Genomic DNA, 24,597 nt, shown 5'->3' on the forward strand with positions numbered 1-24,597 from the left:
ACAAGCAATTGTATGTTTTTAATACTGATGTAGCATGGTGGATATATATTAACTTTTTCTAATATGTTTATTGACAAAAATTGTGCAAACATCAATAATATTCCAAACTTTCAGTAATTACTGAAAGTTCATTATATTTAACATTGCCAATTATTGATTGCCTTGTTAATCCGTCACCCTCAAGGAGCCAAAAATGATAGATGAAACCTTTGTGGATCTATCGCGATTACAGTTTGCTGTTACCGCACTCTTCCATTTTTTATTCGTGCCTTTAACCATAGGTATGACCTGGATTTTAGTTATTATGGAATCGGTTTATGTGATGACCGGTCGCGAAATTTATCGTGATATGACTAAGTTTTGGGGAAAGTTGTTTGGTATTAACTTTGCTATTGGGGTGGCAACGGGCCTGACCATGGAATTTGAGTTTGGTACTAACTGGTCTTATTACTCGCATTACGTGGGTGACGTGTTTGGTGCGCCGCTCGCTATTGAAGGCTTAATGGCATTCTTTTTAGAATCAACCTTTGTGGGTATGTTCTTTTTAGGCTGGGATAGGCTAACTAAACGCCAACATTTGGGCGCTACATTTTTAATGGCGCTAGGTACCAATATGTCGGCGCTGTGGATTTTGATTGCTAACGGCTGGATGCAAAACCCAGTGGGGGCAGAGTTTAACTACCAGACTATGCGCATGGAAATGACTAACTTTGCTGAGCTTGTATTTAACCCTGTAGCACAAGTTAAGTTTATTCATACGGTATCGGCAGGTTACGTAGCCGCTTCTATGTTTGTGCTGGGTATTAGTAGTTGGTACATATTAAAAGGTCGCGATTTAGCCTTTGCTAAACGCTCTTTCTCGGTGGCATCGGGCTTTGGTTTAGCATCAATATTGTGTGTTATTTTATTAGGTGACGAATCAGGCTACGAAGTAGGTGAAGTTCAAAAAGTAAAATTAGCCACCATAGAAGCAGAGTGGCACACCGAAGAAGCCCCTGCTGCGTTTACCGCATTTGGTTTTCCAGACTCTGATGAGCAAGTAACCCATGCAGCAGTTAAGATTCCCTACGCATTGGGCATTATTGCTACTCGCTCTTTAGATGAGCAAGTGATTGGTATTTCTGATTTAGAGAAAAAACACGAAGTGCGTATTCGTAACGGCATGGAAGCGTACGAATATCTCGAAAAACTTAGAAATGGCGATGACAGCGAAGAAAACATCGCTAAATTTGATGCTCTTAAAGATGACTTAGGCTATGGCTTGTTGCTCAAGCGCTATACGCCTAACGTGGTAGATGCCACAGAGGAGCACATTCAAATGGCAGTAAAAGACTCCTTCCCTAAAGTGGGGCCTATGTTTTGGTCATTTAGGATTATGGTGGCCTGTGGTGTAGCCATGCTAGCAGTATTTGTATTGGCATTTTATTACAACGCCCATCGTATTATTGAGCAAAAACGTTGGTTGCTATGGGCTGCGGTATTAAGTATTCCGCTACCATGGATTGCAATAGAATTTGGCTGGATAGTTGCTGAATATGGCCGTCAGCCTTGGGCAATATCTGAAATTTTACCGACCTTTTTAGCCACGTCGTCACTGACGGTAAATGATATTTTAATTAGCTTAACTGGATTCATTATTTTTTACACTGGCCTTGCCATTGTAGAAGGCTGGTTAATGCTGCGCTTTATTAAACAAGGCCCAAGCTCGTTGCATACCGGTAAGTATCACTTTGAGTTACCAAACAAAGCAGATAAAGACGCAGGAGAGCAATTATGATTTTTGATTATGAAACATTAAAAATGCTGTGGTGGTTGCTCATTGGCGTACTGCTAATAGGCTTTGCTATCACCGATGGCATGGATATGGGCGTAGCTATGCTGCTTCGCCTAGTGGGTAAAACAGACTCAGAGCGCCGCACGGTAATTAACACCATTGGCGCACACTGGGACGGTAACCAAGTATGGTTTATTACCGCAGGCGGCGCTTTATTTGCAGCGTGGCCTATGGTGTATGCCGCTGCATTTTCGGGCTTTTACTTTGCCATGATGCTGGTACTGTTTGCGCTATTTTTTAGACCTCTTGGCTTTGATTACCGTTCGAAAATAGACTCTAAACGCTGGCGTAATAACTGGGATTGGGGCCTATTTGCAGGCAGCGCTATACCCGCTTTAGTATTTGGTGTGGCATTTGGTAACCTATTTTTAGGGGTACCGTTTAACATAGATAACTTATTACGTGTAAGTTACCAAGGCTCGTTTTTTGGTTTACTCAATCCATTTGGCCTACTGGCTGGTTTAGTTAGTATAGCCATGTTAATTGCCCATGCGGGTATGTGGCTACAACTGCGCACAGCAGATGCGGTTGCACAGCGCTCAGCGCAATATGGGCGCTACGCCTTAGTGGTATTTATTGTATTGTTTGCAGCTGCGGGTTTTTGGGTGGCAAACATAGATGGCTACCAAATTGTGTCTATGCCTGATACGCAAAGCCACGCGGACCCGTTGGCAAAAGTCGTCAGCACAGCGCAAGGGGCATGGCTTAATAATTACAGCGAGCGCCCATGGACAATGACCTTTCCTATTTTAGGCTTTGTTATGGCACTCAGTGCACTACTTTTCTCAAAATTAAACAAGCCAGCGCTTGGGCTTATTTCAACCAGCATAATGTTAATTGGCGTTATTATGACGGCAGGTGTGTCGTTGTTTCCATTTATTATGCCATCTGTTAATAACCCTGATATTAGCTTAACTATTTGGGATGCCGTGTCGAGCCACAGAACGCTTAATATTATGTTTGTTGCTGTTGTTATATTTATTCCGTTAATACTGGCCTACACCACCTGGTGTTACGTAAAAATGTGGCGCAGAGTAACGGTAGACGAAATTGAAAATAACACGCACGGTAGCTACTAAGGAGACTAAATTATGTGGTATTTCGCTTGGATTTTAGGTGTACTTTTAGCCTGTACCTTAGGTGTTATAAATGTAATGTGGTACGAGTTTCATCAAAATAAAAACAGCATAGCTGATGATGAACAACCGATGCACGATTTACTAAACGAAGCTAACAACACAAAAGATGACGACTAACCCCCGACCAAATCGCGCGCAGCAGCAATCTCTGCGCGCTTTTTTAAAAAAGCAAAGTAAGCCTGCGGGTGCATGGTTAAAGTTAAGTATTGCGCTGGGCACATTTAACGCTATTTTAATGATTGCAGGCGCGTATTTACTGGCTCACACTATTCATAACGTTATGTTTGCAGGTGCAAGCCTTAGCCAAGTAACTCACTTACTTTGGCCGCTTGCGGGGATTATTTTACTCAGGGCTCTATTTTTAGCTATTAGCGAAAGGCTCAGTGCTTATGCGGCACTTAAAATAAAATCGGCTATGCGCCAAACCTTATTAACCAAATTGACGCAACTTGGCCCAAGTTATATTGAACAACACGGCCAAGGCGCTACACTCAACACCTTACACGATGGCGTTGAAGCACTGCACGATTACTACGCTAAATATTTACCTGGCGTTGCTTACAGCGCGCTTATTCCGCTAGCAATATTAGTGGTTATATTCCCTACCGATTATAAGGCTGGCTTAATCTTTTTATTAACCGCCCCGCTTATTCCATTTTTTATGATTTTAGTTGGTCATAAGGCTGAAGCACTTAATCAACAGCGATGGAAACAACTTGCCGTACTTGGTAATTACTTTTTTGACCGCGTACAGGGGTTAACACAACTTAAATTGTTTAACGCAACGCAAAAAGAGCTTAAACAAATAGCCAACATTTCTGATGACTTTAGGCACGCCACACTCAGTGTTTTAAAAATTGCCTTTTTATCATCATTCGCACTGGAATTTTTAGCCACTATTAGTGTGGCACTGGTGGCGGTAATTATTGGTTTTAGGCTGTTTTTTGGCACGCTTGATTTTGCAACTGGCTTTGTTGTTTTACTACTCGCTCCAGAGTTTTATTTACCCCTGCGCCAATTAGGCAGCCACTACCATGCCCGTTTGCAAGGTATTAGTGCCGCAGCCGATATGATCGCTATTTTAAATGCCCCACTTCCTGAACAATCACAGCAACATGACACAACGTTTGCGGCGCCTTTAAACTCAATAAGCATAAACAACTTAAACTTTACTTATCCAAATAGTCATGAAGGCATCAAAAATATAAACCTTACGTTACCCGGTAAAGGGTTAGTCGCTTTAGTGGGCGCAAGTGGCTCAGGTAAAAGTACTTTATTTGATTGTTTATTAGGGTTTCACCCACAGGTGATTGAGCAGATAAGTATTAATAATAAACCACTTGATGCGACAAGCATTAATACATTACAAAATTCAATAGCGTGGATACCCCAAACACCCACGCTATTTTATCAAAGCATTAGCGATAATATAAAAATAGCCAAACCAGATGCTACACAATTAGAAATTGAGCAAGCAGCACGCCAAGCTGGCGCTTTAGATTTTATAAACACATTACCAAATGGCTTTAATACATTGATAGGTGAGCAAGGAGAAGGGCTTTCTGGCGGGCAAAAACAACGTATAGCCCTTGCTCGGGCGTTTTTAAAACAAGCCCCTATTTTAGTGCTTGATGAACCCACAGCCCACCTTGATAGCCAGACCGAACAGCTTATTCAGCAGGCTATAACACATTACGCTAAAAACCATTTAGTGTTGGTTATTGCTCATCGGCTAAATACGGTGAAAAACGCGAATAACATCCTTGTTATGCAAAATGGCGAAATAGCACAGCAAGGCACCTACTGCCAACTTGAGCAGCAACAAGGCGCATTTAAATCACTCCTTAATTTGCAAGCGCAAGGAGCAAACAATGACTAATTTTATTAGGCTATTAACGCTTTGCCGCCCGCATTATAAAGCCATGCTACTGGGTACTTTTTTAGCAACGCTAACGGTACTTGCAAACGTGGGCTTATTAGCCATATCGGGGTGGTTTTTAGCCTCAATGGCGGCAGCGGGTATTGCTGGCGTACACATGAACTACTTTACCCCTGCAGGAACCATTCGGTTTTTAGCGATTGTACGAACTGCATCACGCTATGGTGAGCGCCTAGTAACGCATAACGCGACATTTTTACTACTTAGTGAAATACGCGTTAATATGTTTGCCACGCTAAGCAAGCTAAATAATGTAGATTTAGCAATGAGTCGCAGCGCCGATTTAGTTAACCGCTTACAAAATGACGTAGATGCGCTCGATAAATTTTACTTAAACATACTACTGCCAATGCTGGTGGCGCTATTGAGTGTGCCAATTATCATGGTATTTATGGCGGCTTATAATGCCAACGTTGCGCTAATTTGTTTTATCGGCATTTTATTAATCGGTGTTGTTTTACCAGCTCTATTAAGTGCTAAATTAAATAAAAATAGTCATAAAGAAACACAGCTCAGTGCACAACTCAGATCAGAGCTTTCTGACACCCTAACAGGCCTTAGAGAACTGAGTATTTATCAAGCTCGTGCAGGGCAAATTTCAAAATGCAATGAACTCAACGAGCAGTATAACCAACAACTTTTTAGTCGTCATAAAGCACTAGCAAATAGCGACGGTTTAAGTTTGCTGGTGGTACAACTCGCTATGCTTGGCGCAATAGTCACTATTGTACCTTTGGTTTATAGCGGCGCTATGTTAAATGTTGAGCTGGCTATGCTAAGCCTATTTGTATTAGCAAGCTTTGAAAGTGTTTTACTGCTCCCTAACGCATTTATAGAGCTGCCCAATGTACTCAAAGCTGCTGAGCGCCTATTTACACTTGAAGATAAAGTTACAGCCCAAGAAGCTAATAGCGCTAAGTTAATTGAGATACAGTTTGATAAAAACAACACAACTTTAGCGCTTAATAACATTGCCTATAAATACCAAGAGCACACCGCTTTAACTAATATCAGCTTTACCCTTAAAGCACAGCAAAAAGTAGCGATTGTAGGCAGAAGCGGCAGTGGTAAAAGCACATTGGTTAATTTACTCACCGGTTTATGGCCAGTGCAGCAAGGCAGCATTAGGCTAAGTGATGAAAATAACGCAGAAGATCTTCACGCACTAAGCAGCAACACCCGCGCAAACGTTATTAATATACTCGCGCAGCAGCACCATATTTTTGATGGCACACTTAGTGAAAATTTACGCTATGCAAAGCCAAACGCCACAAAAGAAGAAATGCTTGAAGCCATTAACCTTGCCCAACTAGCGCCTTGGTTTAATGCGCTACAAGATGGTCTAAAAACACGTTTAGGCACAGGCGGAAGAAGCGTTTCTCAAGGCCAATCAAGGCGTATAGCCATTGCGCAAGCTTTATTACAAAACCCAGCCATTTTAGTCCTTGATGAGCCTACTGAAGGGCTTGATAATCAATCTAAGCAAACGGTAATGAACGCTATTATGCAGGTAATGAGTAACGCAAGTGTACTCACCATTACCCACGACCCAGCTCTTTTAGCGCAAATGGATAATATTATTTGGCTAGAAAATGGCAGCTTAGTAGCACAAGGTACTCATAAAGCGCTTAGCGAAAAGTATACCGATTACGTTGCCTTAACTACTCGGTTTTAAAACGCTGATTGATACATCGATAACGCCGACTTTAGGGTCGGCAATTTTTTTAAACATACCTAGCGATAAATCAATAACCCGCCCTCTAACGTAAGGACCTCTATCGTTTATTCTTACGATTACCGATTTATTATTTGCCAAGTTTGTAACCTTCACTTTTGTACCAAAGGGTAAATCTAAATGCGCAGCTGTGGATGCATTTTGGCTAAATGTTTCACCGTTTGCCGTTGTACGGCCATGGTATTTATTAGCATAATAAGAGGCTTTACCTAACTGAGTACGCTCGCCATTGGCAGAGGTAACTATAGGTTGGCTGCTACACGCAGCTAAAATTGATAAAAAACTGAGAGTAAAAATTAACTTAGTAAAAGACATAACTGCGCTTTAATTATAAAAATTCGCGCAAAGGTTAACCTTACGTGGCTGAGTGTGTACTGAATTAAAGTATGCTTCAGGCAATAAAAAACCACCGTCGATTACTCTAAGGTGGTTTTTTTAAAGCATAAAACGCTTATCTTACGATTCCGCGCTCAGAACTTTTCACAAAATCAATCATAGTTTGTACTGCAGGGTACTTAGCGGCATCTTCGCTGAGCGAGGCAATTGCTTCATCAACACTTAAGCTCTTACGATAAAACGCTTTATAAGCACGGCGTACAGCCATAATTTCATCGCTTTCAAAGCCACGGCGCTTCATACCTTCTTTATTGGTCGCTGCAGGGCCTGCAGGCATACCAATGGTGGTTACAAATGGCGGTACATCTTTATTAACACCTGAGTACATGCCAATAAAGGCATGATCACCAATTTTACAAAACTGATGCACACCTGAGTTTCCACCTAAAATAACCCAATCGCCTACATGCACATGGCCTGCAACGCTTGCATTGTTAGCAAATATAACATTGTTACCAATTACAGCATCGTGTGCAACGTGGGTATACGCCATAAATAAGTTATTGCTACCAATTTTAGTAACACCTTGATCCTGAATAGTACCACGGTGAATCGTTGCGCACTCACGAATAACGTTATTGTCGCCTATGATTAGCGTGGTTGGTTCGTTGTTATATTTTTTGTCTTGGCAGGCTTCGCCCACTGACGCAAATTGAAAAATATGATTGCCAGAGCCAATTGTAGACGGCCCTTTAATAACAACGTGAGACTCAATAATACAGTCATCACCGATCACAACATCATTGCCAATATAGCTATATGGACCAACTGAGACATTGTTGCCTAGTTTAGCGCCAGGTTCGATTATTGCTGTAGAATGGATCACTATTAAAACTCTCTTCTCGCACACATAATTTCGGCACTACATACTACTTTGCCGTCGACTCTTGCTTCAGCGGCAAATTTCCATATATTGCGACGCTCTTTTAAAAACTCTACATGTAAATGCATAGTATCGCCAGGTACTACAGGCTGCTTAAAACGCGCATTATCTACTGCAGCAAATAAGTAAAGCTCATTATCGCCACGGTTTTCAACGGTTTTAAAACCAAGTAAACCAGTTGCTTGCGCCATTGCCTCTAATATTAGCACACCTGGGAAAATTGGCTGGTTTGGAAAGTGACCAGTAAAAATCGGCTCATTAACTGTTACGTTTTTAATCGCATGTAGTTTTTCACCTGGTGTAAAATCAATAACACGATCAACTAAAAGCATCGGGTAACGATGGGGTAATAAACTTAAAATTTCTTGAATATCAAGGCTATTTAATTCGTTTGCCAAAATAGCATCCTTATTTGTGTTCAACGTTTATGACTTAGCCAATGCTTCAAGCGCTTTAAGACGAGCTTTCATGTCTGAAAGATTACGCAAGTGAGCAATTGATTTACGCCATTCTTTATTAGTTGTATGGGGCATACCAGATGAGTAAATACCCGGCTCGGTGATCGATTTAGTCACCATACTCATGCCGGTAATTATAACACCATCACATACTGACATGTGACCATTAATTGCTGTCATCCCGCCAATTTGGCAGTTTTTGCCTATGGTGACACTGCCAGCCAGTACAGTACAACCTGCAATGGCAGTACCCGAGTTAACTTCAACGTTGTGTGCTATTTGACATTGGTTATCAATGATTACATTGCTATGTATAATCGTGTTATCAAGTGCGCCACGGTCAATTGTTGTGCTTGCGCCCACTTCAACCTTGTCACCAATAATCACAGAGCCTAGCTGCGGTATTTTAACCCACTGCCCGCGCTCGTTTGCATAGCCAAATCCGTCACTGCCAACCACTGTATTTGCTTGGAACAAACAATCAGCGCCAATTTCAACATCGTGATAAATAGTTACACTCGGCCAAAGCTTTGTGCCAGAACCTATTTTAACACGTTCGCCAATAAAACTGTTCGGACCAATTTGTGCATTATCACCAATAACAGCGCCAGCTTCTATCACTGCATTTGCACCAATGGCTGCGCTAGCACTTACCGTTGCACTTGGGTGAATAGTGGCACTGGCATGAATACCCTGCTGCGCCGATTGCGGGGTTGTATCCATAAATTGTGCAAGCTTTGCGTAACTTACATACGGATTACCAACAATGATTTTTGCGCCATTAAAATACGGCGCATCGGCTTCGCTAAGAATAACTGCGCTGGCTTGCGTGGTTTCAAGCTGAGTGCGATATTTTGAGTTCGCTAAAAATGCAATATGCCCAGAACGGGCATTTGCAAGTGTAGCTATTTTTGTAATTTCTAAAGCGCCATCACCTTGAAGCCCGGCGCCTAGAAGTTCCGCAATATGCGAAAGCGTATAATTTTGCATAGAGTGATTATTTCTTACTAACTGCTGATACAACTTTGCTTGAAAGATCAGTTACTTCTTTAGGGTTAAAGTAAATAGTTGTGTCTTTAACTTTAACTTCATCGAAGTCGCCGTCTTTAGCAATTTCTTCAATTGTTTTAATGATTAAACCTTGAACTTTAGCAAGCTCTTGGTTTTGACGTGCTTTAATTTCTTGCTCTAAAGGACGGCCTTTTTCAGCAAGGTTTTTTTGCATGCCTTGGATTTTATCGCGTAATGCATCTTTTTGAGCTTGGCTCATAGTAGTGCTTTCACGCTTAAATTTTTCTGCTTCAAAGCGGATATCGCCTTGTAGTTTTTCCAGCTCTTGACGACGCTCAGCAAACTCAGTTTGTAAAGACTGCTCAATTTTAGCCATTTGAGGAATTTGCTTGTAGATCTCTTGCATATCAACAATGCCTACTTTGTGAGCGAAAGCACTTGCAGAGGTGCCCATCATCAATGTTGCTAACACGGCTACTGCTGTTGATTTAAATAATTTTTTCACAAAAAACTCCTTTAGAAAGTGTTACTAATATTAAAGCTGATGGTCTTTGTATCGTCATCTTCTTCTTTTTGCAATGGATACGCAAAACTAATCAGCATTGGACCCATTGGAGAGATCCATTGTAAAGATAAACCGGTCGATACCCTAAAGCGCATTGGATCAGAGTAATCGTCTAACTTAGCACGCTCATCTGGCGCTAAGTTTTGGAAACGGTCAACGTTAAATTCAGTATCCCATACGTTTGCAGCATCTACAAAGAAACTGGTACGTACAGAGCTGGTGTTTTCTTCATCTAAGAACGGCGTAGGTACAATTAGCTCCATACCTGCAACCGCTTTTGCATTACCACCAATACGCCCTTGCGGTACTAAAATATCAAACTCTTCTGAGCCACCAATACTACCGGTTGTCGTCCCATCAGCATTTGGAGTACCTGGAATTGATAAAGGAATACGCGATACAGCACGAGGTAATATTGTATTACGGTCAAAGCCACGTAGTTCCATTTCAGTTATACGGAAGTACTCTTGAAACGGCAGTGTTTGCTCATAGCCATTAGTCGACCCATAGCCATTACCGTAACCAAGCGCTGCACGTGTTGAGAACACCCAACGGTGGTCATTAGAAATAGGCCAGTAAAAGCGAGAATCGTAGTTCAGTTTAAAGTACTGAAGATCTGAATTAGGCGTTGTGGCTGTTAAATTTAATGTTTGGCGCGAACCCGCTGTTGGGAATAAACCACGGTTAACGGTAATACGCGACCAACCAACGCTTAGCTCATATTTAGTAAAGTCAAAGCCAGCATCTGGGTTTTCTTCATCTAAGAAGGTTTCGCGAAGTACACGTGTTTGCTCGTATTCAGCAATTTCTGATAGTTCTTCTTGAATCCAACGTACACCAAAGTTAACACGGTTCACCGCATCAATTGGGAAGCCAATGTTGGTACCAATACCATAACTTGTTGACTTATAATCTACTAAGCTAAATTTACTGGCATCGTAGTTGTTGTAGAAAACACTGCTGCCTTGCGATACGCCATCTGGCGTAAAGTAAGGGTCGGTATACGACAAGCTAATGCTTTCTGAACCTGTCGAGGTATTTAGGTTTAAGCCAATTTGGTTACCCGTACCTAAAAAGTTAGATTCGGTGACACCAATATTAAACTGTAAACCTGCATATGAACCATACGCTAAGCCCGCATTAAAGCTACCTGCCGATTGCTCTTTTACCATAAAGTCTACATCAACTTGGTCATCCACACCTGGGACTGGCACTACGTTAAAATCAACAGTTTCCATGTACGGTAAACGTTGGATTTGCAGTTTTGAGCGCTCAAGGTTTTGATTAGATAACCATGCACCTTCAAGTTGTGTCATTTCGCGGCGAACTACTTCATCAGCGGTATTTTGGTTACCACCCACAATAATACGGCGAACGTATACACGTTTACCCGGATTTACCGACAGCGTAAGTTGCACTTCTTGTTTTTCATCGTCAATTTCTGGAATTGTACGAACTTCGGCATTGGCATAACCAAAGCGCGCTAAATAGCTTTTTATAAATTCTTCAGATGAAGTAACTACAGAGCCGTTATACAGCTCACCGGCGCGAAGTGGAATAACGCTTTTGATTAGCTCTTCTCGGCCAAGTAAATCACCAATAAAGTCAAAACCTTTAACCGTATATTTAACACCTTCAGTTAAGTTAGCTGTTACATACACTGACTCTCGCTCAGGGCTTACTGATACTTGCGTTGAATCAATATTAAAACGTAAGTAACCACGGTCCAGATAAAAACTACGGATTTTTTCTAAATCGCCTTCAATGGTTTGTTTTTGGTAACGGTCGCTACCCATAAACTGCCACCATGGTAAATCTTGTTGCGATTCAGCAAGCTTTAAAAGTTCTTCGTTAGAGAATAATTCGTTACCCACTAAGTTGATTTGACGAATAGAGGCGGCTTCGCCTTCGTCAAATTCTAGCTTAAGCTTTACACGGTTACGTGGCAGCTTAGTTACGCTAATATCAACGGTGGCGTTGTATTTACCAATACTGTGGAAAAACTCAACTAAGCCCTTTTCGATATTATCGATAACAGTTTTATCAAGTGGTTCACCTTGGCGAATATCTTGCTGATCGAGTGATTCGTTAAGCTGCTCATCTTTTATATCTTTATTGCCTTCAAACTCAATAAAGCTAATAGTAGGACGCTCAGTAACTTTGAAAATAACGTTATTACCATCGCGTAACGCTTTGATGTTGTCAAAGTGACCTGAACGATAAAGTGACTTTATTGTTTTTGAAATCGTATAGTCATCAACGTTATCGCCCACATTGATAGGAACATGCGTAAGTGCTGCACCAAGTGCTACACGTTGCAAGCCTTCAATTTTTAAATCTTCAACAATAAAGGAGTTTTGGCCTAGGGCTGCAAAGCTTGCACCCAATAAACTTGAAACTGCCAAATGTTTTTTTATAGCCATTTTATTATCTTTATCCTTTACAACTGTATTACCGCTTAACATCAAAACTAATAATTAGTGATGCTTACAATCGTGTTCTAATTAGTAATTGTCACGCTGTAACTACAAACGCGATACATCATTGAACAAAGCGAAACATGTTAAAAATATGAGCAGCAAGGCGCCCACTTTAAAACCAAATTCTTGTGTCTTTTCAGAGACCGGCTTTTTACGGAAAAGTTCAATTATGTAATACATTAAGTGTCCGCCATCAAGCACTGGCAGAGGCAATAAATTAAATACACCCAAGTTAACGCTTATTAGCGCTAAAAAGCTTAAAAAGGCAACTAGTCCGTAGCTTACGCTAGTTCCTGCCCCAACTGCAATGCCCACAGGACCACTTAAATTTTTAACCGAAACCTGACCTGTAATTAAATTACCAATCATGTCAAAGCTAAGCGTTATAAGGCGCCAAGTCTCTTGAGTACCACGAGCAATACTATCAAGCGGACCAAAGCTTCGGGTCTCAACATAGCCCTCAGGCCAAGGCTGAACAACCGGCGCAACGCCTAAAAACCCTTGCTCAACACCTTGTTCATTAATACGCGATTTAGGCGTTACTATTACGCTATTTATACTATCTTGTCTTTTTACACTAAATTGTAAAGATTTGTTAGCCGATTGCGTAATAAGATTAACTAATTGCTGCCAATCGCTTATTGTTTCACCATTTACGGCGATAATCGTATCGTTAACTTGTAAATTTGCCACTTCGGCAGCAGAGTTTTTAGTAATAGCCGCAATCGTTAATGTGGCTTGGGGTCTAAAGGGGACAATACCTAACGAACTCAGTGGTGGCACATCTTGTTTATCAAGCTTCCAACCTTCGACGTTGAGTATTTTTGTTTGCTCTTGGTAGTTCTGATTACGCACAACAACGGGCACGCTTTGTTCACCTAAGCTCGACATAAGTGCAAACGTTGCATCTTGCCAAGTAGTAATATCATCACCGCCAATTTTAATAATTTGCTCTGAGGGCATAATGCCCGCCTGCTCTGCACGGCTTCCCTCGGTAATGCTACCTACCACAGGTTTTACCGACTGTACGCCCACCATATACATAGTAGCAAGCGCTACAATGGCGAATAAAAAGTTTGCCAACGGCCCGGCGGCAACAATCGCTATACGCGCCTGAACAGATTTAGCGTTAAATGATAAATGACGCTCACTTTGAGGTACTTCATCAACACGCTCATCAAGCATTTTAACGTAGCCACCCAGTGGGATAGCAGCTATTACATATTCTGTATTATACTTATCGTGCCATTTTATAAGTGGTTTACCGAAGCCAATTGAAAAGCGCAGTACTTTAACGCCCATCTTACGGGCAACCCAGAAGTGTCCATATTCATGAATAGCAACTAAAATACCTAACGCTAAAATAAACGAGCCAAGGTTCCAAAAAAAATCTAACATATTAATGAATCACTTTTGTTACTAGCTTTGCCGCACGTTCACGGGCTAATTTGTCACACTCTAAAATCTCTTCCAAACTTTGTACGTTCGTAAATGTCGCATCGTCGAGTGTTTGTGCATTAATTTTATAAATGTCAGTAAAGCCAATTTGACCTTTTAAAAATGCCGCAACAGCAATTTCGTTTGCCGCGTTAACGGTGGTAGTTGCACCTTGCCCGGCACTGCACGCGTTAATAGCGAGTTGTAAATTTGGATAACGGTCGAAGTCGGGCTTAGTAAACGAAAAATCACAAAGATCCGAAAAGTTTAGTGGCTTCACGCCAGCATCTATCCGCTCAGGATAAGCAAGCGCATGCGCTATAGGCGTGCGCATATCAGGGTTACCCATTTGCGCTAAAATAGAGCCATCATGGTATTGCACCATAGAATGAATAATACTTTGCGGGTGGATCACCACATCAATATCGCGGGTGTCACAATTAAACAGCCATTTAGCTTCAATAAATTCAAGCCCTTTGTTCATCATGGTGGCTGAATCTACCGATATTTTTTGCCCCATAGACCAATTTGGATGCGCGACGGCTTCACTTACTGTTACCGCTTTTAAGGTGTTTATATCGCGCGTTAAAAATGGACCACCGGAGCCGGTAAGTAAAAGTTTGCTTACGCCATTTTTTTGTAAATTTTGATCAACATTTGCGTTTTGAAGTGAGTGAGGTAAGCACTGAAAAATAGCGTTGTGCTCGCTATCAATGGGTAACAATGTGGCTTTGTGCTGTTTTACCTTATCAATAAACAATTGCCCTGACATAACCAACGATTCTTTGTTGGCCAGGAGTACTTTTTTACCGGCCTCAACAGCACTAAGTGTAGGCAGTAAACCGGCAGCGCCCACAATAGCCGACATAACGGTATCTACATCAGGGTGGGCGCATAAATCGCTCATAGCCTGCTGTGAATGCATTACTAAGGTTTGGCATGGCGTATTATTTAAATAAGACGATAGTTGCTCTGCAGCGCTTTGTGTAGCCATAACTGCATATAACGGCTCATGCTCAATACACAGTTCAGCCATTTTTTTTGCATTGTTGCCTGCTGTTAAAGCAAATACGTTAAATAACGTTTTATTTCTTGCGACTACGTCTAATGTACTTAAACCGATTGAACCTGTGGCGCCTAAAATAACAAGTTGTTGCTGTTGGCTCATAAACTCAAGGTCCATGCATAACACATTACAAACATAGGTGCTGCAGCAGTTAAGCTGTCGATTCTGTCTAAAATACCGCCGTGCCCAGGTAAACAGCGGCCGCTGTCTTTTAGGCCTGCTTCACGTTTAAACATACTTTCGAGCAAGTCACCAACAGCCGAAAATAAAGCAATAAATGCGGTCATTAAGGCATAAATAGGCCATACAGCAAAATCAACACCGGTAAAGTGGCAAAATGCTAAAACAAATATAATTGATGCAACCACACCGCCGGCTAGACCTTCGATGGTTTTGTTTGGGCTTACCTTTGGCATTAATTTGTGCTTACCAAAACTTTTACCTGTAAAGTAAGCCCCTACATCGGCACTCCACACAATACCCAGTACAACTAAAATCAGTACCGAGCCAAAATGCGTTGATTCAGCGTATTGGGCGCTGCGTAAGGTGTTAAGTGCTAGCCACAGAGGAACCAAGGTAAGCAACCCTGCAATACCACGCATTACTAAGCCTTCGTTCCATGCTTTAGCCATAGCTGGGTAGCGCCAAATTAAATAACTGGCCACAATCCACCATGCAAACGAGAGCGTAAACAGGTAATTAGCATCACCAACCAACTGGCCGTTTTGCCACAAAGACTCTATTGGCCAATGTAAATTTAATAGCGCCAATAAGGCGGCGATTAACACAACAAATGCGCCGCGCTTTAATTTTCCACACAGACCCATAAATGCAGACCACTCCCACGCGCCAAGTAAAACAATAATACCGGCGAAATAACTAAATAAAGTTAGTGGAGTATAAAAAACCAAGGCTAGCGCTAACGGCGCTAATACAACCGAGGTTAAAATTCGTTGTTTTAACAAAATTGTGACCCTTATTCTATTTTAGGTTTGAGCGAGTAATTGTTTTATTTGTTCGCCCGTACAACCAAAACGTCTTTCTCTGGCAACGTAGCACGCAATGGCCTCTGCAAATGCGGCTTCGTTAAAATCAGGCCAAAGAGTGTCGGTAAAGTAAAGTTCCGCGTATGCAGCTTGCCATAGTAAAAAGTTACTAATACGAACATCACCACCCGTGCGAATTAATAAATCCGGCTCGGCTTGGTCTGCCATGCTCATATGCTGTGCTATGCGCTCTTCTGTAACATCCTCAGCCTTGAGTTGTCCGTTTTCAACTTGTAATGCAAGTTGCTTTGCTGCATTTACCATATCCCATCTACCGCCATAATTAGCGGCTACATTTAAATGCAAACCGGTGTTATCTGCTGTTAGCTCATGCGCAGCGTTTACTTTGCTACGTAAACTTTCAGAGAATCGTGATAAATCTCCAATAATGGTCAGTTTTACATTATTTTTATGAAGCTTTTTGACTTCCTTTGTTAAAACAAACAAAAAAAGCTCCATTAACGTGTTTACTTCGTCTTCGGGGCGGCGCCAGTTTTCACTACTAAAAGCAAATAAGGTTAACGATTGTATCCCTAATTTAGTACAAAACTGAACAGATTGACGAACTGCGTCCACGCCTTTTTTATGCCCGAACACACGAGGTCTATTTCTAGCTTGTGCCCAACGCCCGTTACCATCCATGATGATGGCAACATGTTTAGGTAAGCATTGCTGTGAAATTGTGTCAGCGTCTAGAACCATAAATATTGAGTATTCCATAAAAAAACGCCGCCTAGTATACCCTAGACGGCGTTTCAAAACTAATATATTTCATAACCTACATTGAGGTTATTTAGCTGCTTAGATTTCCATCAACTCAGCTTCTTTAGCAGTTAACTGCGTATCCATTTCTTTAATGAATTTATCTGTAAGCTTTTGAATTGTATCTTCTGCTTGACGCGCTTCATCTTCAGAAATTTCTTTATCTTTTAATAACGATTTAATATCGCCGTTAGCATCACGACGAATATTACGCACAGCAACACGGCCGCTTTCTACTTCGCCACGTACAATTTTAATTAAATCTTTACGACGCTCTTCTGTAAGCGGAGGAAGTGGCACGCGAATTACTGTACCTGCAGACATTGGGTTTAAACCTAAGTCAGACGCCATAATTGCTTTTTCTACAGCTTGCGCTAAAGACTTATCGAATACGCCAATAGCCAGAGTACGAGAGTCTTCGATTGTTACATTAGCCACTTGGTTAAGCGGTGTATCAGCACCGTAGTACGATACCATGATACCGTCTAATATTGCCGGATGAGCACGGCCCGTACGGATTTTTGATAATTGACTACCTAGTGCTGCTACACTTTTTTGCATGCGCTCTTGCGCATCTTTTTGAATATCGTTAATCACGGTTTAATCCTAATTATTTGATTACTTCATCTGAGGCTTGTGAAGAGATAAGCGTGCCTTCTTCTTCACCCATAATTACGCGTTTTAACGCGCCTGATTTATTCATGTTAAATACGCTCAATGGCATATTATGATCGCGAGCGAGTGTAAACGCCGCTAAATCCATTACTTTTAGTTCTTTATCAATAATTTCATTGTAGCTTAAATGACGATAAAGCGTGGCATCTGGGTTTTTAACCGGATCATCACTGAATACGCCATCAACCTTAGTGGCTTTAATTACCGTGTCGGCTTCAATTTCAATACCGCGTAAACACGCAGCAGAGTCAGTGGTAAAGAACGGGTTACCTGTGCCTGCTGAAAAAATAACAACGCGGCCAGATTTCAATAAGCTAATTGCTTCGGCCCAGTTATATGCGTCACACACGCCGTTTAGTGGAATTGCCGACATTAAACGACAATTAACAAATGCACGGTGTAGCGCATCACGCATTGCAAGGCCATTCATTACCGTTGCAAGCATACCCATGTGATCGCCCACTACGCGGTTCATGCCAGCCTCAGCTAGCGAGCCACCACGTAAAAAGTTACCACCGCCGATAACCAAACCCACTTCTACGTCAAGCTCTACCAGCTCTTTAATCTCTTGAGCCATACGATCTAATACTTTAGGGTCGATGCCGAAGCCTTCGTCTCCCATTAAAGCTTCACCACTTAATTTAAGAAGAACACGTCTAAAAATAGGTTTACGATTGATAGTCATAGTATTGGGGCCAACTTTTTATTGAATTATGGGTAAAAAATAACCGCGCTTATGATAAACATAAAAGCGCGGTTATTTTAAAGAATTTCTAAGCGTGACGCAAAAGCAAATAGTACTTTAATGGCATCTAATTTCCTTATGCATCACAAATAGTTAATCTTACTCGCCTTTAGCAGCTGCAATTTGAGCAGCAACTTCAGCAGCAAAATCTTCTTCTTTCTTCTCGATACCTTCACCAACTTCTACACGTGCGAAGCTAGTAACTGTTGCGTTTTTCTCTTTAAGAATTTCGCCAACAGATTTCTTAGGCTCCATGATGAAAGCTTGACCAGTAAGAGAAACCTCACCAGTAAATTTCTTCATGCGGCCAACAACCATTTTTTCAGCGATTTCAGCAGGCTTACCTTCGTTCATCGCGATGTCGATTTGTACTTGCTTTTCTTTTTCAACAACGTCAGCAGGTACATCTTCAGGCGTTAAGTACTCTGGGTTTGACGCAGCAACGTGCATTGCAATGTGCTTAAGAGTCTCTTCATCAGCAACACCTGCAACAACAACACCAATACGCTCACCGTGACGGTATTCAACAAGTGTTTCACCCGTGATGTACTGAAGGCGACGTACGTTGATGTTTTCGCCAATCTTAGTTACTAGCTCAACACGGTCTTCTTCAAACTTAGCTTGTAAGTCTTCGATAGTGATTGTTTCAGCGATAGCAGCGTCAGCAACTTTGTTAGCAAATGCTAAGAAGCTTTCGTCTTTTGCTACGAAGTCAGTTTGACAGTTAACTTCTACAAGTACTGCAACACCATCGTTTTTCTTGATGATGATAGTACCTTCAGCAGCAATGTTACCTGCTTTTTTAGCAGCCTTTGCAGCACCGCTCTTACGCATGTTTTCAATCGCTAACTCGATGTCGCCATCAGTTTCAGTTAACGCTTTTTTACAATCCATCATGCCAGCGCCAGTACGCTCGCGTAATTCTTTAACTAGGGCAGTAGTTACAGCCATTAGTAAATCCTCAAATCAGGTATTAGATAAGCGGGTAAACCGCTCTACAAGAATAGCAAGTCTTCACCTTAAAAAGATGAAGACTTGATGACAGCTAATTACTCAGCTTCTACAAAGTCGTCTTTCTCAGCTTGAGCAACGATGTTGTTCTCACGACCTTCAGTGATAGCAGCTGCAACAGAGCTAGTGTAAAGGTTGATTGCACGGATAGCATCATCGTTACCAGGTACGATGTAATCAACACCGTCTGGGTTAGAGTTAGTATCAACGATTGCAACAACTGGAATACCTAGGTTGTTAGCTTCACGGATAGCAATGTGCTCGTGATCAGCATCGATAACGAAGATAGCGTCTGGAAGGCCACCCATGTTTTTGATACCGCCAAGGCTCTTTTCAAGCTTTTCCATTTCGCGAGTAAGCATTAACGCTTCTTTCTTAGTTAACTTCTCGAAAGTACCGTCTTGGCTTTGCGCTTCAAGGTCTTTAAGACGCTTGATTGACTGACGAACTGTTTTCCAGTTAGTTAACATACCACCTAACCAGCGGTGGTTAACGAAGAACTGGTCGCTTTGTAAAGCAGCTTCTTTAACTGCTTCGCTTGCTGCGCGCTTAGTACCAACGAAAAGAACTTTACCTTTGTTTGCAGCAGCACTTGATAAAAACTTAAGTGCGTCGTTGAACATTGGTACTGTTTGCTCAAGGTTGATGATATGTACACGGTTACGTGCGCCGAAGATGAAAGGCTTCATCTTAGGGTTCCAGTAACGTGCTTGGTGACCAAAGTGAACACCAGCTTGAAGCATATCGCGCATTGAAACGTTTGCCATTTTGTAAATCCTCTATGTAGTTTAGGGTTAGGCCTCCACATATCCCATAGCACCAACACCGAAGTATTTAAACTTCAAATGCACCCAAGTGTATGTGACGATACGTGTGTGTGTTAAAATAAAATTGTGTTTGCCTTAAATACAAAAAATCATTTAAGAATTTATTTGTAAAAAGACGGCGCGCTTTATACCATATTAAAATTAAATACTCAACGTCGCGTGCAAAATTTGTGCGACGATAAATGTTAAAAAATGCAACTTTGGAGCCTCAATGAGCGCTGTGATCAAGACCCCTGAAGAAATTGAAAAAATGCGTGTAGCCGGGCGTTTAGCGGCAGACGTACTTGAAATGATTGAACCACATGTAGTGCCGGGTGTGACTACTGATGAGCTAAATACAATTTGTCATGATTATATTGTAAATGTGCAAGATGCTATCCCTGCGCCGTTAAATTACCACGGTTTTCCTAAGTCGGTATGTACCTCTGTAAATCATGTAATTTGTCATGGCATTCCAAATGACAAACCGTTAAAAGATGGCGATAGCGTCAACATTGATGTCACCGTAATTAAAGATGGATACCATGGCGATACCTCTAAAATGTTTCATGTAGGTACACCTAATATTCAAGGTAAGCGTCTTGCACAAGTAACACAAGAAAGCTTATACCTTGCTATAAAAATGGTAAAACCTGGTGTGCGTTTAGGCGATATTGGTGAAGCAATCCAAAAATACGCTGAGAGCTTTAATTACTCTATTGTACGTGAATACTGCGGCCACGGTATAGGTAGCGAATTCCACGAAGAGCCACAAGTAATGCACTACGGTAAAGCAGGTACAGGCGAAACCCTTAAAGCGGGTATGTGTTTAACAATAGAGCCAATGGTTAACGCAGGTAAGCGCCAGTGTAAACTTTTAAAAGATGAGTGGACTGTTGTTACACGCGACCGTAGTTTGTCTGCACAGTGGGAACATACCTTATTAGTGACTGAAAATGGTGTTGAAATTTTAACGCTGCGATCGGATGATACTATCGACAGGATTATCGAACACTAATAACAAAACCACAGCATATGATAAGTACAGCTTGTTATATGTGAAAGGTTCAATAAGGAGCCAGCCCACGTGGCATTACCCAACAAAGTAAAAAAGTTGCTTAGCGATGCTGAGCAGCTGAGCGATTATCGCGATTGTTCTAGCTATTTTTATAAGTGGTTACATAACGAATTCTCTAAGCAACCAGTTGGTAATTTAATTAATGCCCGGGCAGAGTTTATAGACCGCCTGCTAATTAAACTGTTTCATGTTTACGATTTAGCTCATGAACCTGATCTAGCCCTTATTGCTGTGGGCGGTTACGGGCGTGGCGAGTTACACCCCTACTCCGACATTGACTTTTTATTGCTCGTTACGCAACCGCCTAGCGAGCAAATCTGCGAAAAAATAGGCCAGTTTGTTACCATGCTTTGGGATCTCAACCTTGAGATAGGTCACAGTGTGCGTACCATTGAACAAGCCATAGAGCAAAAGCGTGAAGACGTTACCTTTGCTACCAGCTTGCTTGAAAGTCGCCTTATTTTTGGTAACCACATTGAGTTTGAAAAACTCAAAACACATATTATCGAGACCCCCGTTTGGCGCTCCGGCGAATTTTTTGTGGCCAAAGTACAAGAGCAAAACTTACGTCATAAAAAATGCCATGGCACAGCGTATAACCTAGAGCCAAACATTAAAGAAAACCCAGGTGGACTGCGCGACTTGCAAACCATTATTTGGGTTGCTAAAAAGCACTTTAGAGCCGAAACCTTACAAGAGCTTATTAACCACGGCTACTTAACGCATGAAGAGTTTCAGGAGCTTTCAGAGTGCCTAGAAAACCTTTGGAATATTCGCTTTGCATTGCATTTAGCCGCTGGGCGCTCAGAAAACCGCTTACTGTTTGACCATCAACCCAACGCCGCAGAAATACTCGGGTTTGGAAGTGATGGTAAAGCGTCAGTTGAGCGTATGATGAAACGCTTATTTAGAATAATGAGCCGCGTACGCGAGCTTAATCAAATGCTGTTATCTTACTTTGAAGAAAGTATCATGCCAGAGAGCAGCGAAGCACCGATAATAGAGTTAGACAAAGACTTTGAACGTGTTGGCCACCAAATAAGGGTTAAAAACCCATCGGTATTTTTTAGACGCGATCAACTGTTTGTTTTGTTTGAGCATATTGCCGACAACCCCGAAATTACGCATATTTATCCAAGTACTATTCGTACCATTAGGCAAGTACGCAGGCGCCTATTAGGTGATTTACAAGATTATGCGGCATGTCGCGAAGCATTTATGCGTATTGTAAAACACCCAAACGGCATGGGCCGTGCATTTACGCTCATGCACAAGCACGGCATGTTGGCCGCTTATTTACCACAGTGGCGTAATATATTTGGGCAAATGCAGTTTGATTTATTTCATGCCTACACGGTAGATGAGCACACCCATAAATTAATCAATAATATTTACCAATATTTTGATAAATCTAAAGTGAGCGAGTTTCCTATTTGCAGTGAAATAGTAACCCGTATGGATAAGCCCGAGCTGCTTTATTTAGCGGGTATTTTTCATGATATTGCGAAAGGCCGTGGGGGTGATCATTCAGAGCTTGGATCGGTTGATGCTATTGCTTTTTCTAAACTGCATGGTTTCCCCTCATCTGATGGCAAGCTTATTTCGTGGCTCGTTGGTAACCATTTACTTATGTCGGTTACAGCACAACGTAAAGATATAAATGACCCAGGTGTAATTAAAGACTTTGCATCACGGGTAAAAAATGAGCGCCAGCTCGACTACCTCTATTGTTTAACCGTTGCCGATATACGCGCTACCAACGATAATTTATGGAATGATTGGAAAAACACGTTACTGCGCGAACTCTACCTGCATACTCAGCGCGCATTGCGCCTAGGGCTTGAAAACCCAATGGATCAACGCGACCAAATACGCGATAAAAAACACCAAGCTAAACAGCGCTTACTTAATTTGGGCTACCTAGAAAACCAAATTGATTTAATTTGGAGCCGCTTTAAAGCCAATTACTTTACTGCCTTTAGCGAGCAGCAAATATCATGGCAAAGTGAACACCTATTAAAATGCGCAGACTTGAGCTTACCCAGTGTCATTGTTTCTGATAAAGCAATGCATGGTGGCACGCAAGTGTTTGCTTATAGCCCCTACTCTGGGCCGTTATTCGCTCGCTTAGTTAGCGTAATTGGTTCTAAAAAAGCGCAAATACAACACGCGCAGGTGCTTACAACTAAAGATGGCTACGCCCTATTTAACTTTGTAATACTAGAAGTGAGCGGCGACCCTATTGCAAGTAGCCGTGCTCAGTCAATTAAACGTGGGCTTGAGCAAGCACTGAACGAGCCACGTAAAAAAATACGCTTTAAAAAGAATCGCTCGCAACGATTTAAAGACTTTAATATTAAACCCAAAATTGTACTGCGCCCACACGCGCGTAAAGATCGCAGCCTAATAGAAATTCAAGCTGTAGATATACCCGGTTTACTAACCAAAATTGCCGAAGTTTTCCAAGCGCATTTATTACACATTCACGCTGCCCGTATCACAACGGTAGGTGAACGTGCCGAGGATTTCTTTGTCGTATCAAATAACGAATACCAAGCGCTGACTGATGAAGAGCAAGCCAAAATTCATCAGGCATTACGTAAAAAATTCAACGCCGAAACAGAATAAGGACACACCATGTCAGATTTAAAAACGATGATAGAAAACGCGTGGGACAACCGCGACAACATTAGCCCAAGCACCGTGTCTAGCGATGTTAAACAAGCTATTATCGATGCACTAGAACTACTAGATAGCGGCGCTGCCCGCGTTGCTGAAAAAATATCAGGCGAATGGGTTGTACACCAATGGCTTAAAAAAGCCGTATTACTGTCGTTTCGAATTCGCGATAACCAACCAATGAACGACGGCGTAAATCAGTTTTACGACAAAGTACCGCTTAAATTTAGCGACTACACGCCGGAGCAATTTCAGCAAGGCGGTATGCGCGTAGTACCCAATGCGGTAGCGCGTAAAGGCAGCTTTGTAGGTAAAAATGTGGTACTTATGCCATCGTATGTGAACATTGGCGCATTTGTAGACGAAGGCACCATGGTTGATACATGGGCCACAGTGGGCTCGTGTGCACAAATAGGTAAGAACGTACATTTATCGGGTGGTGTTGGCATAGGCGGCGTGTTAGAGCCACTACAAGCTAACCCAACCATCATTGAAGACAACTGTTTTATTGGCGCACGATCTGAAATTGTTGAAGGCGTAGTCGTAGAAGAAGGCGCTGTAATTTCAATGGGCGTTTATATCAGCCAAAGCACCCGTATTTACGACCGTGAAACCGGCGAAATTCACTACGGCCGCGTACCAGCAGGCGCTGTAGTTGTGCCAGGCGCGCTCCCATCAAAAGATGGCACCCACAGCCTGTACGCAGCAATTATCGTGAAAAAAGTAGATCAACAAACACGCGAAAAAGTAGGCATCAACGCCCTACTACGCTCAATTGATGATTAAAATAAGCGATAAGCTTTTAGTTGATTTGTGTTAAACGTAGGTTGGGTTGAGTGAAACGAAACCCAA

The 24,597-nt window shown here is 41.9% G+C and carries 22 protein-coding genes; 8 read left to right on the forward strand and 14 right to left on the reverse strand.

Annotated elements, in window-relative coordinates; translation table 11 throughout:
* Nucleotides 1-193 precede the first annotated feature (193 nt).
* From AN389_RS06160 to cydC, 5 genes are read left to right on the forward strand one after another with little or no spacing between them, the layout of a single operon-like run.
* Nucleotides 194-1,777: a cytochrome ubiquinol oxidase subunit I gene (locus AN389_RS06160; protein ID WP_055016154.1), complete on the forward strand. Its 1,584-nt coding sequence runs from the start codon at nt 194-196 to the stop codon at nt 1,775-1,777.
* Complete coding sequence (gene cydB / locus AN389_RS06165; protein WP_055016155.1) at nt 1,774-2,913, forward strand: cytochrome d ubiquinol oxidase subunit II; 1,140 nt, start codon at nt 1,774-1,776, stop codon at nt 2,911-2,913. Before AN389_RS06160 ends, cydB begins: the two co-directional genes overlap by 4 nt.
* A gap of 12 nt (nt 2,914-2,925) precedes the next feature.
* A complete protein-coding gene (gene cydX, locus AN389_RS06170; protein ID WP_004586934.1) occupies nt 2,926-3,090 on the forward strand; it encodes a cytochrome bd-I oxidase subunit CydX in 165 nt (54 codons plus the stop codon).
* Nucleotides 3,080-4,852: a thiol reductant ABC exporter subunit CydD gene (gene cydD / locus AN389_RS06175; RefSeq protein WP_055019462.1), complete on the forward strand. Its 1,773-nt coding sequence runs from the start codon at nt 3,080-3,082 to the stop codon at nt 4,850-4,852. The genes cydX and cydD overlap by 11 nt, the downstream gene beginning before the upstream one ends.
* Nucleotides 4,845-6,587, forward strand: a complete 1,743-nt coding sequence (gene cydC / locus AN389_RS06180; RefSeq protein WP_055019463.1) for a thiol reductant ABC exporter subunit CydC — start codon at nt 4,845-4,847, stop codon at nt 6,585-6,587. The genes cydD and cydC overlap by 8 nt, the downstream gene beginning before the upstream one ends.
* On the opposite strand, the gene AN389_RS06185 is transcribed toward cydC, so the two are convergent.
* The 14 genes from AN389_RS06185 to rpsB form a co-directional block, all read right to left on the reverse strand.
* Nucleotides 6,570-6,962, reverse strand: coding sequence for a septal ring lytic transglycosylase RlpA family protein (locus tag AN389_RS06185; protein WP_055018254.1), 393 nt, complete (start codon nt 6,960-6,962; stop codon nt 6,570-6,572). The two genes, cydC and AN389_RS06185, sit on opposite strands and share 18 nt — an antisense overlap.
* Nucleotides 6,963-7,098: 136 nt before the next feature.
* The gene (lpxA, locus tag AN389_RS06190; RefSeq protein WP_055016159.1) at nt 7,099-7,869 is read right to left on the reverse strand and encodes an acyl-ACP--UDP-N-acetylglucosamine O-acyltransferase; all 771 of its coding nucleotides are present in this window, start codon (nt 7,867-7,869) and stop codon (nt 7,099-7,101) included.
* A gap of 2 nt (nt 7,870-7,871) precedes the next feature.
* A complete protein-coding gene (gene fabZ / locus AN389_RS06195) occupies nt 7,872-8,324 on the reverse strand; it encodes a 3-hydroxyacyl-ACP dehydratase FabZ (protein ID WP_055018255.1) in 453 nt (150 codons plus the stop codon).
* A 27-nt stretch (nt 8,325-8,351) separates the two neighbouring features.
* Nucleotides 8,352-9,374 (reverse strand): UDP-3-O-(3-hydroxymyristoyl)glucosamine N-acyltransferase, encoded by a 1,023-nt coding sequence (gene lpxD, locus AN389_RS06200; protein WP_055019464.1) that lies wholly within the window; start codon nt 9,372-9,374, stop codon nt 8,352-8,354.
* A 7-nt stretch (nt 9,375-9,381) separates the two neighbouring features.
* The gene (locus AN389_RS06205) at nt 9,382-9,900 is read right to left on the reverse strand and encodes an OmpH family outer membrane protein (protein WP_055016162.1); all 519 of its coding nucleotides are present in this window, start codon (nt 9,898-9,900) and stop codon (nt 9,382-9,384) included.
* Nucleotides 9,901-9,911: 11 nt separating this feature from the next.
* Complete coding sequence (gene bamA / locus AN389_RS06210) at nt 9,912-12,383, reverse strand: outer membrane protein assembly factor BamA (protein ID WP_055019489.1); 2,472 nt, start codon at nt 12,381-12,383, stop codon at nt 9,912-9,914.
* Nucleotides 12,384-12,485: 102 nt separating this feature from the next.
* Nucleotides 12,486-13,838: a sigma E protease regulator RseP gene (gene rseP, locus AN389_RS06215; protein WP_055016163.1), complete on the reverse strand. Its 1,353-nt coding sequence runs from the start codon at nt 13,836-13,838 to the stop codon at nt 12,486-12,488.
* Nucleotide 13,839: 1 nt separating this feature from the next.
* The gene (gene ispC, locus AN389_RS06220; protein ID WP_055019490.1) at nt 13,840-15,045 is read right to left on the reverse strand and encodes a 1-deoxy-D-xylulose-5-phosphate reductoisomerase; all 1,206 of its coding nucleotides are present in this window, start codon (nt 15,043-15,045) and stop codon (nt 13,840-13,842) included.
* The gene (locus AN389_RS06225; RefSeq protein ID WP_055016165.1) at nt 15,042-15,908 is read right to left on the reverse strand and encodes a phosphatidate cytidylyltransferase; all 867 of its coding nucleotides are present in this window, start codon (nt 15,906-15,908) and stop codon (nt 15,042-15,044) included. The genes ispC and AN389_RS06225 overlap by 4 nt, the downstream gene beginning before the upstream one ends.
* Nucleotides 15,909-15,929: 21 nt before the next feature.
* Complete coding sequence (locus tag AN389_RS06230) at nt 15,930-16,709, reverse strand: isoprenyl transferase (RefSeq protein ID WP_055016166.1); 780 nt, start codon at nt 16,707-16,709, stop codon at nt 15,930-15,932.
* Between the two features lie 81 nt (nt 16,710-16,790).
* Entirely contained in the window at nt 16,791-17,348 is a 558-nt protein-coding gene (gene frr, locus AN389_RS06235) for a ribosome recycling factor (protein WP_055016167.1), read from the reverse strand.
* A gap of 13 nt (nt 17,349-17,361) precedes the next feature.
* The gene (pyrH, locus tag AN389_RS06240; protein ID WP_055016168.1) at nt 17,362-18,111 is read right to left on the reverse strand and encodes a UMP kinase; all 750 of its coding nucleotides are present in this window, start codon (nt 18,109-18,111) and stop codon (nt 17,362-17,364) included.
* Nucleotides 18,112-18,270: 159 nt separating this feature from the next.
* The gene (gene tsf, locus AN389_RS06245) at nt 18,271-19,122 is read right to left on the reverse strand and encodes a translation elongation factor Ts (protein ID WP_055016169.1); all 852 of its coding nucleotides are present in this window, start codon (nt 19,120-19,122) and stop codon (nt 18,271-18,273) included.
* Between the two features lie 98 nt (nt 19,123-19,220).
* Nucleotides 19,221-19,949 (reverse strand): 30S ribosomal protein S2, encoded by a 729-nt coding sequence (gene rpsB / locus AN389_RS06250; RefSeq protein ID WP_004586918.1) that lies wholly within the window; start codon nt 19,947-19,949, stop codon nt 19,221-19,223.
* Between the two features lie 238 nt (nt 19,950-20,187).
* On the opposite strand from rpsB, the gene map reads away from it, so the two are divergent.
* The 3 genes from map to dapD all read left to right on the forward strand — a co-directional run bounded on the left by map (nt 20,188) and on the right by dapD (nt 24,531).
* Entirely contained in the window at nt 20,188-21,006 is an 819-nt protein-coding gene (map, locus tag AN389_RS06255; protein ID WP_268795581.1) for a type I methionyl aminopeptidase, read from the forward strand.
* Between the two features lie 69 nt (nt 21,007-21,075).
* Nucleotides 21,076-23,694, forward strand: coding sequence for a [protein-PII] uridylyltransferase (glnD, locus tag AN389_RS06260; protein WP_055018257.1), 2,619 nt, complete (start codon nt 21,076-21,078; stop codon nt 23,692-23,694).
* A 9-nt stretch (nt 23,695-23,703) separates the two neighbouring features.
* Nucleotides 23,704-24,531: a 2,3,4,5-tetrahydropyridine-2,6-dicarboxylate N-succinyltransferase gene (gene dapD, locus AN389_RS06265; protein WP_055016171.1), complete on the forward strand. Its 828-nt coding sequence runs from the start codon at nt 23,704-23,706 to the stop codon at nt 24,529-24,531.
* The last annotated feature ends 66 nt before the right edge of the window (nt 24,532-24,597 follow it).

This window comes from Pseudoalteromonas sp. P1-7a (assembly GCF_001401855.1).
In the GTDB taxonomy this organism is placed as follows: Bacteria; Pseudomonadota; Gammaproteobacteria; order Enterobacterales; family Alteromonadaceae; genus Pseudoalteromonas.

What these genes read in the sequence shown, in the direction of transcription:
- AN389_RS06160 (WP_055016154.1), top strand. Translation starts at nt 194, where the DNA reads ATGATAGATGAAACCTTTGTGGATCTATCGCGATTACAGTTTGCTGTT.
- cydB (WP_055016155.1), top strand. Translation starts at nt 1,774, where the DNA reads ATGATTTTTGATTATGAAACATTAAAAATGCTGTGGTGGTTGCTCATT.
- cydX (WP_004586934.1), top strand. Translation starts at nt 2,926, where the DNA reads ATGTGGTATTTCGCTTGGATTTTAGGTGTACTTTTAGCCTGTACCTTA.
- cydD (WP_055019462.1), top strand. Translation starts at nt 3,080, where the DNA reads ATGACGACTAACCCCCGACCAAATCGCGCGCAGCAGCAATCTCTGCGC.
- cydC (WP_055019463.1), top strand. Translation starts at nt 4,845, where the DNA reads ATGACTAATTTTATTAGGCTATTAACGCTTTGCCGCCCGCATTATAAA.
- AN389_RS06185 (WP_055018254.1), bottom strand. Translation starts at nt 6,962, where the DNA reads ATGTCTTTTACTAAGTTAATTTTTACTCTCAGTTTTTTATCAATTTTA.
- lpxD (WP_055019464.1), bottom strand. Translation starts at nt 9,374, where the DNA reads ATGCAAAATTATACGCTTTCGCATATTGCGGAACTTCTAGGCGCCGGG.
- bamA (WP_055019489.1), bottom strand. Translation starts at nt 12,383, where the DNA reads ATGGCTATAAAAAAACATTTGGCAGTTTCAAGTTTATTGGGTGCAAGC.
- rseP (WP_055016163.1), bottom strand. Translation starts at nt 13,838, where the DNA reads ATGTTAGATTTTTTTTGGAACCTTGGCTCGTTTATTTTAGCGTTAGGT.
- ispC (WP_055019490.1), bottom strand. Translation starts at nt 15,045, where the DNA reads ATGAGCCAACAGCAACAACTTGTTATTTTAGGCGCCACAGGTTCAATC.
- AN389_RS06230 (WP_055016166.1), bottom strand. Translation starts at nt 16,709, where the DNA reads ATGGAATACTCAATATTTATGGTTCTAGACGCTGACACAATTTCACAG.
- pyrH (WP_055016168.1), bottom strand. Translation starts at nt 18,111, where the DNA reads ATGACTATCAATCGTAAACCTATTTTTAGACGTGTTCTTCTTAAATTA.
- tsf (WP_055016169.1), bottom strand. Translation starts at nt 19,122, where the DNA reads ATGGCTGTAACTACTGCCCTAGTTAAAGAATTACGCGAGCGTACTGGC.
- rpsB (WP_004586918.1), bottom strand. Translation starts at nt 19,949, where the DNA reads ATGGCAAACGTTTCAATGCGCGATATGCTTCAAGCTGGTGTTCACTTT.
- dapD (WP_055016171.1), top strand. Translation starts at nt 23,704, where the DNA reads ATGTCAGATTTAAAAACGATGATAGAAAACGCGTGGGACAACCGCGAC.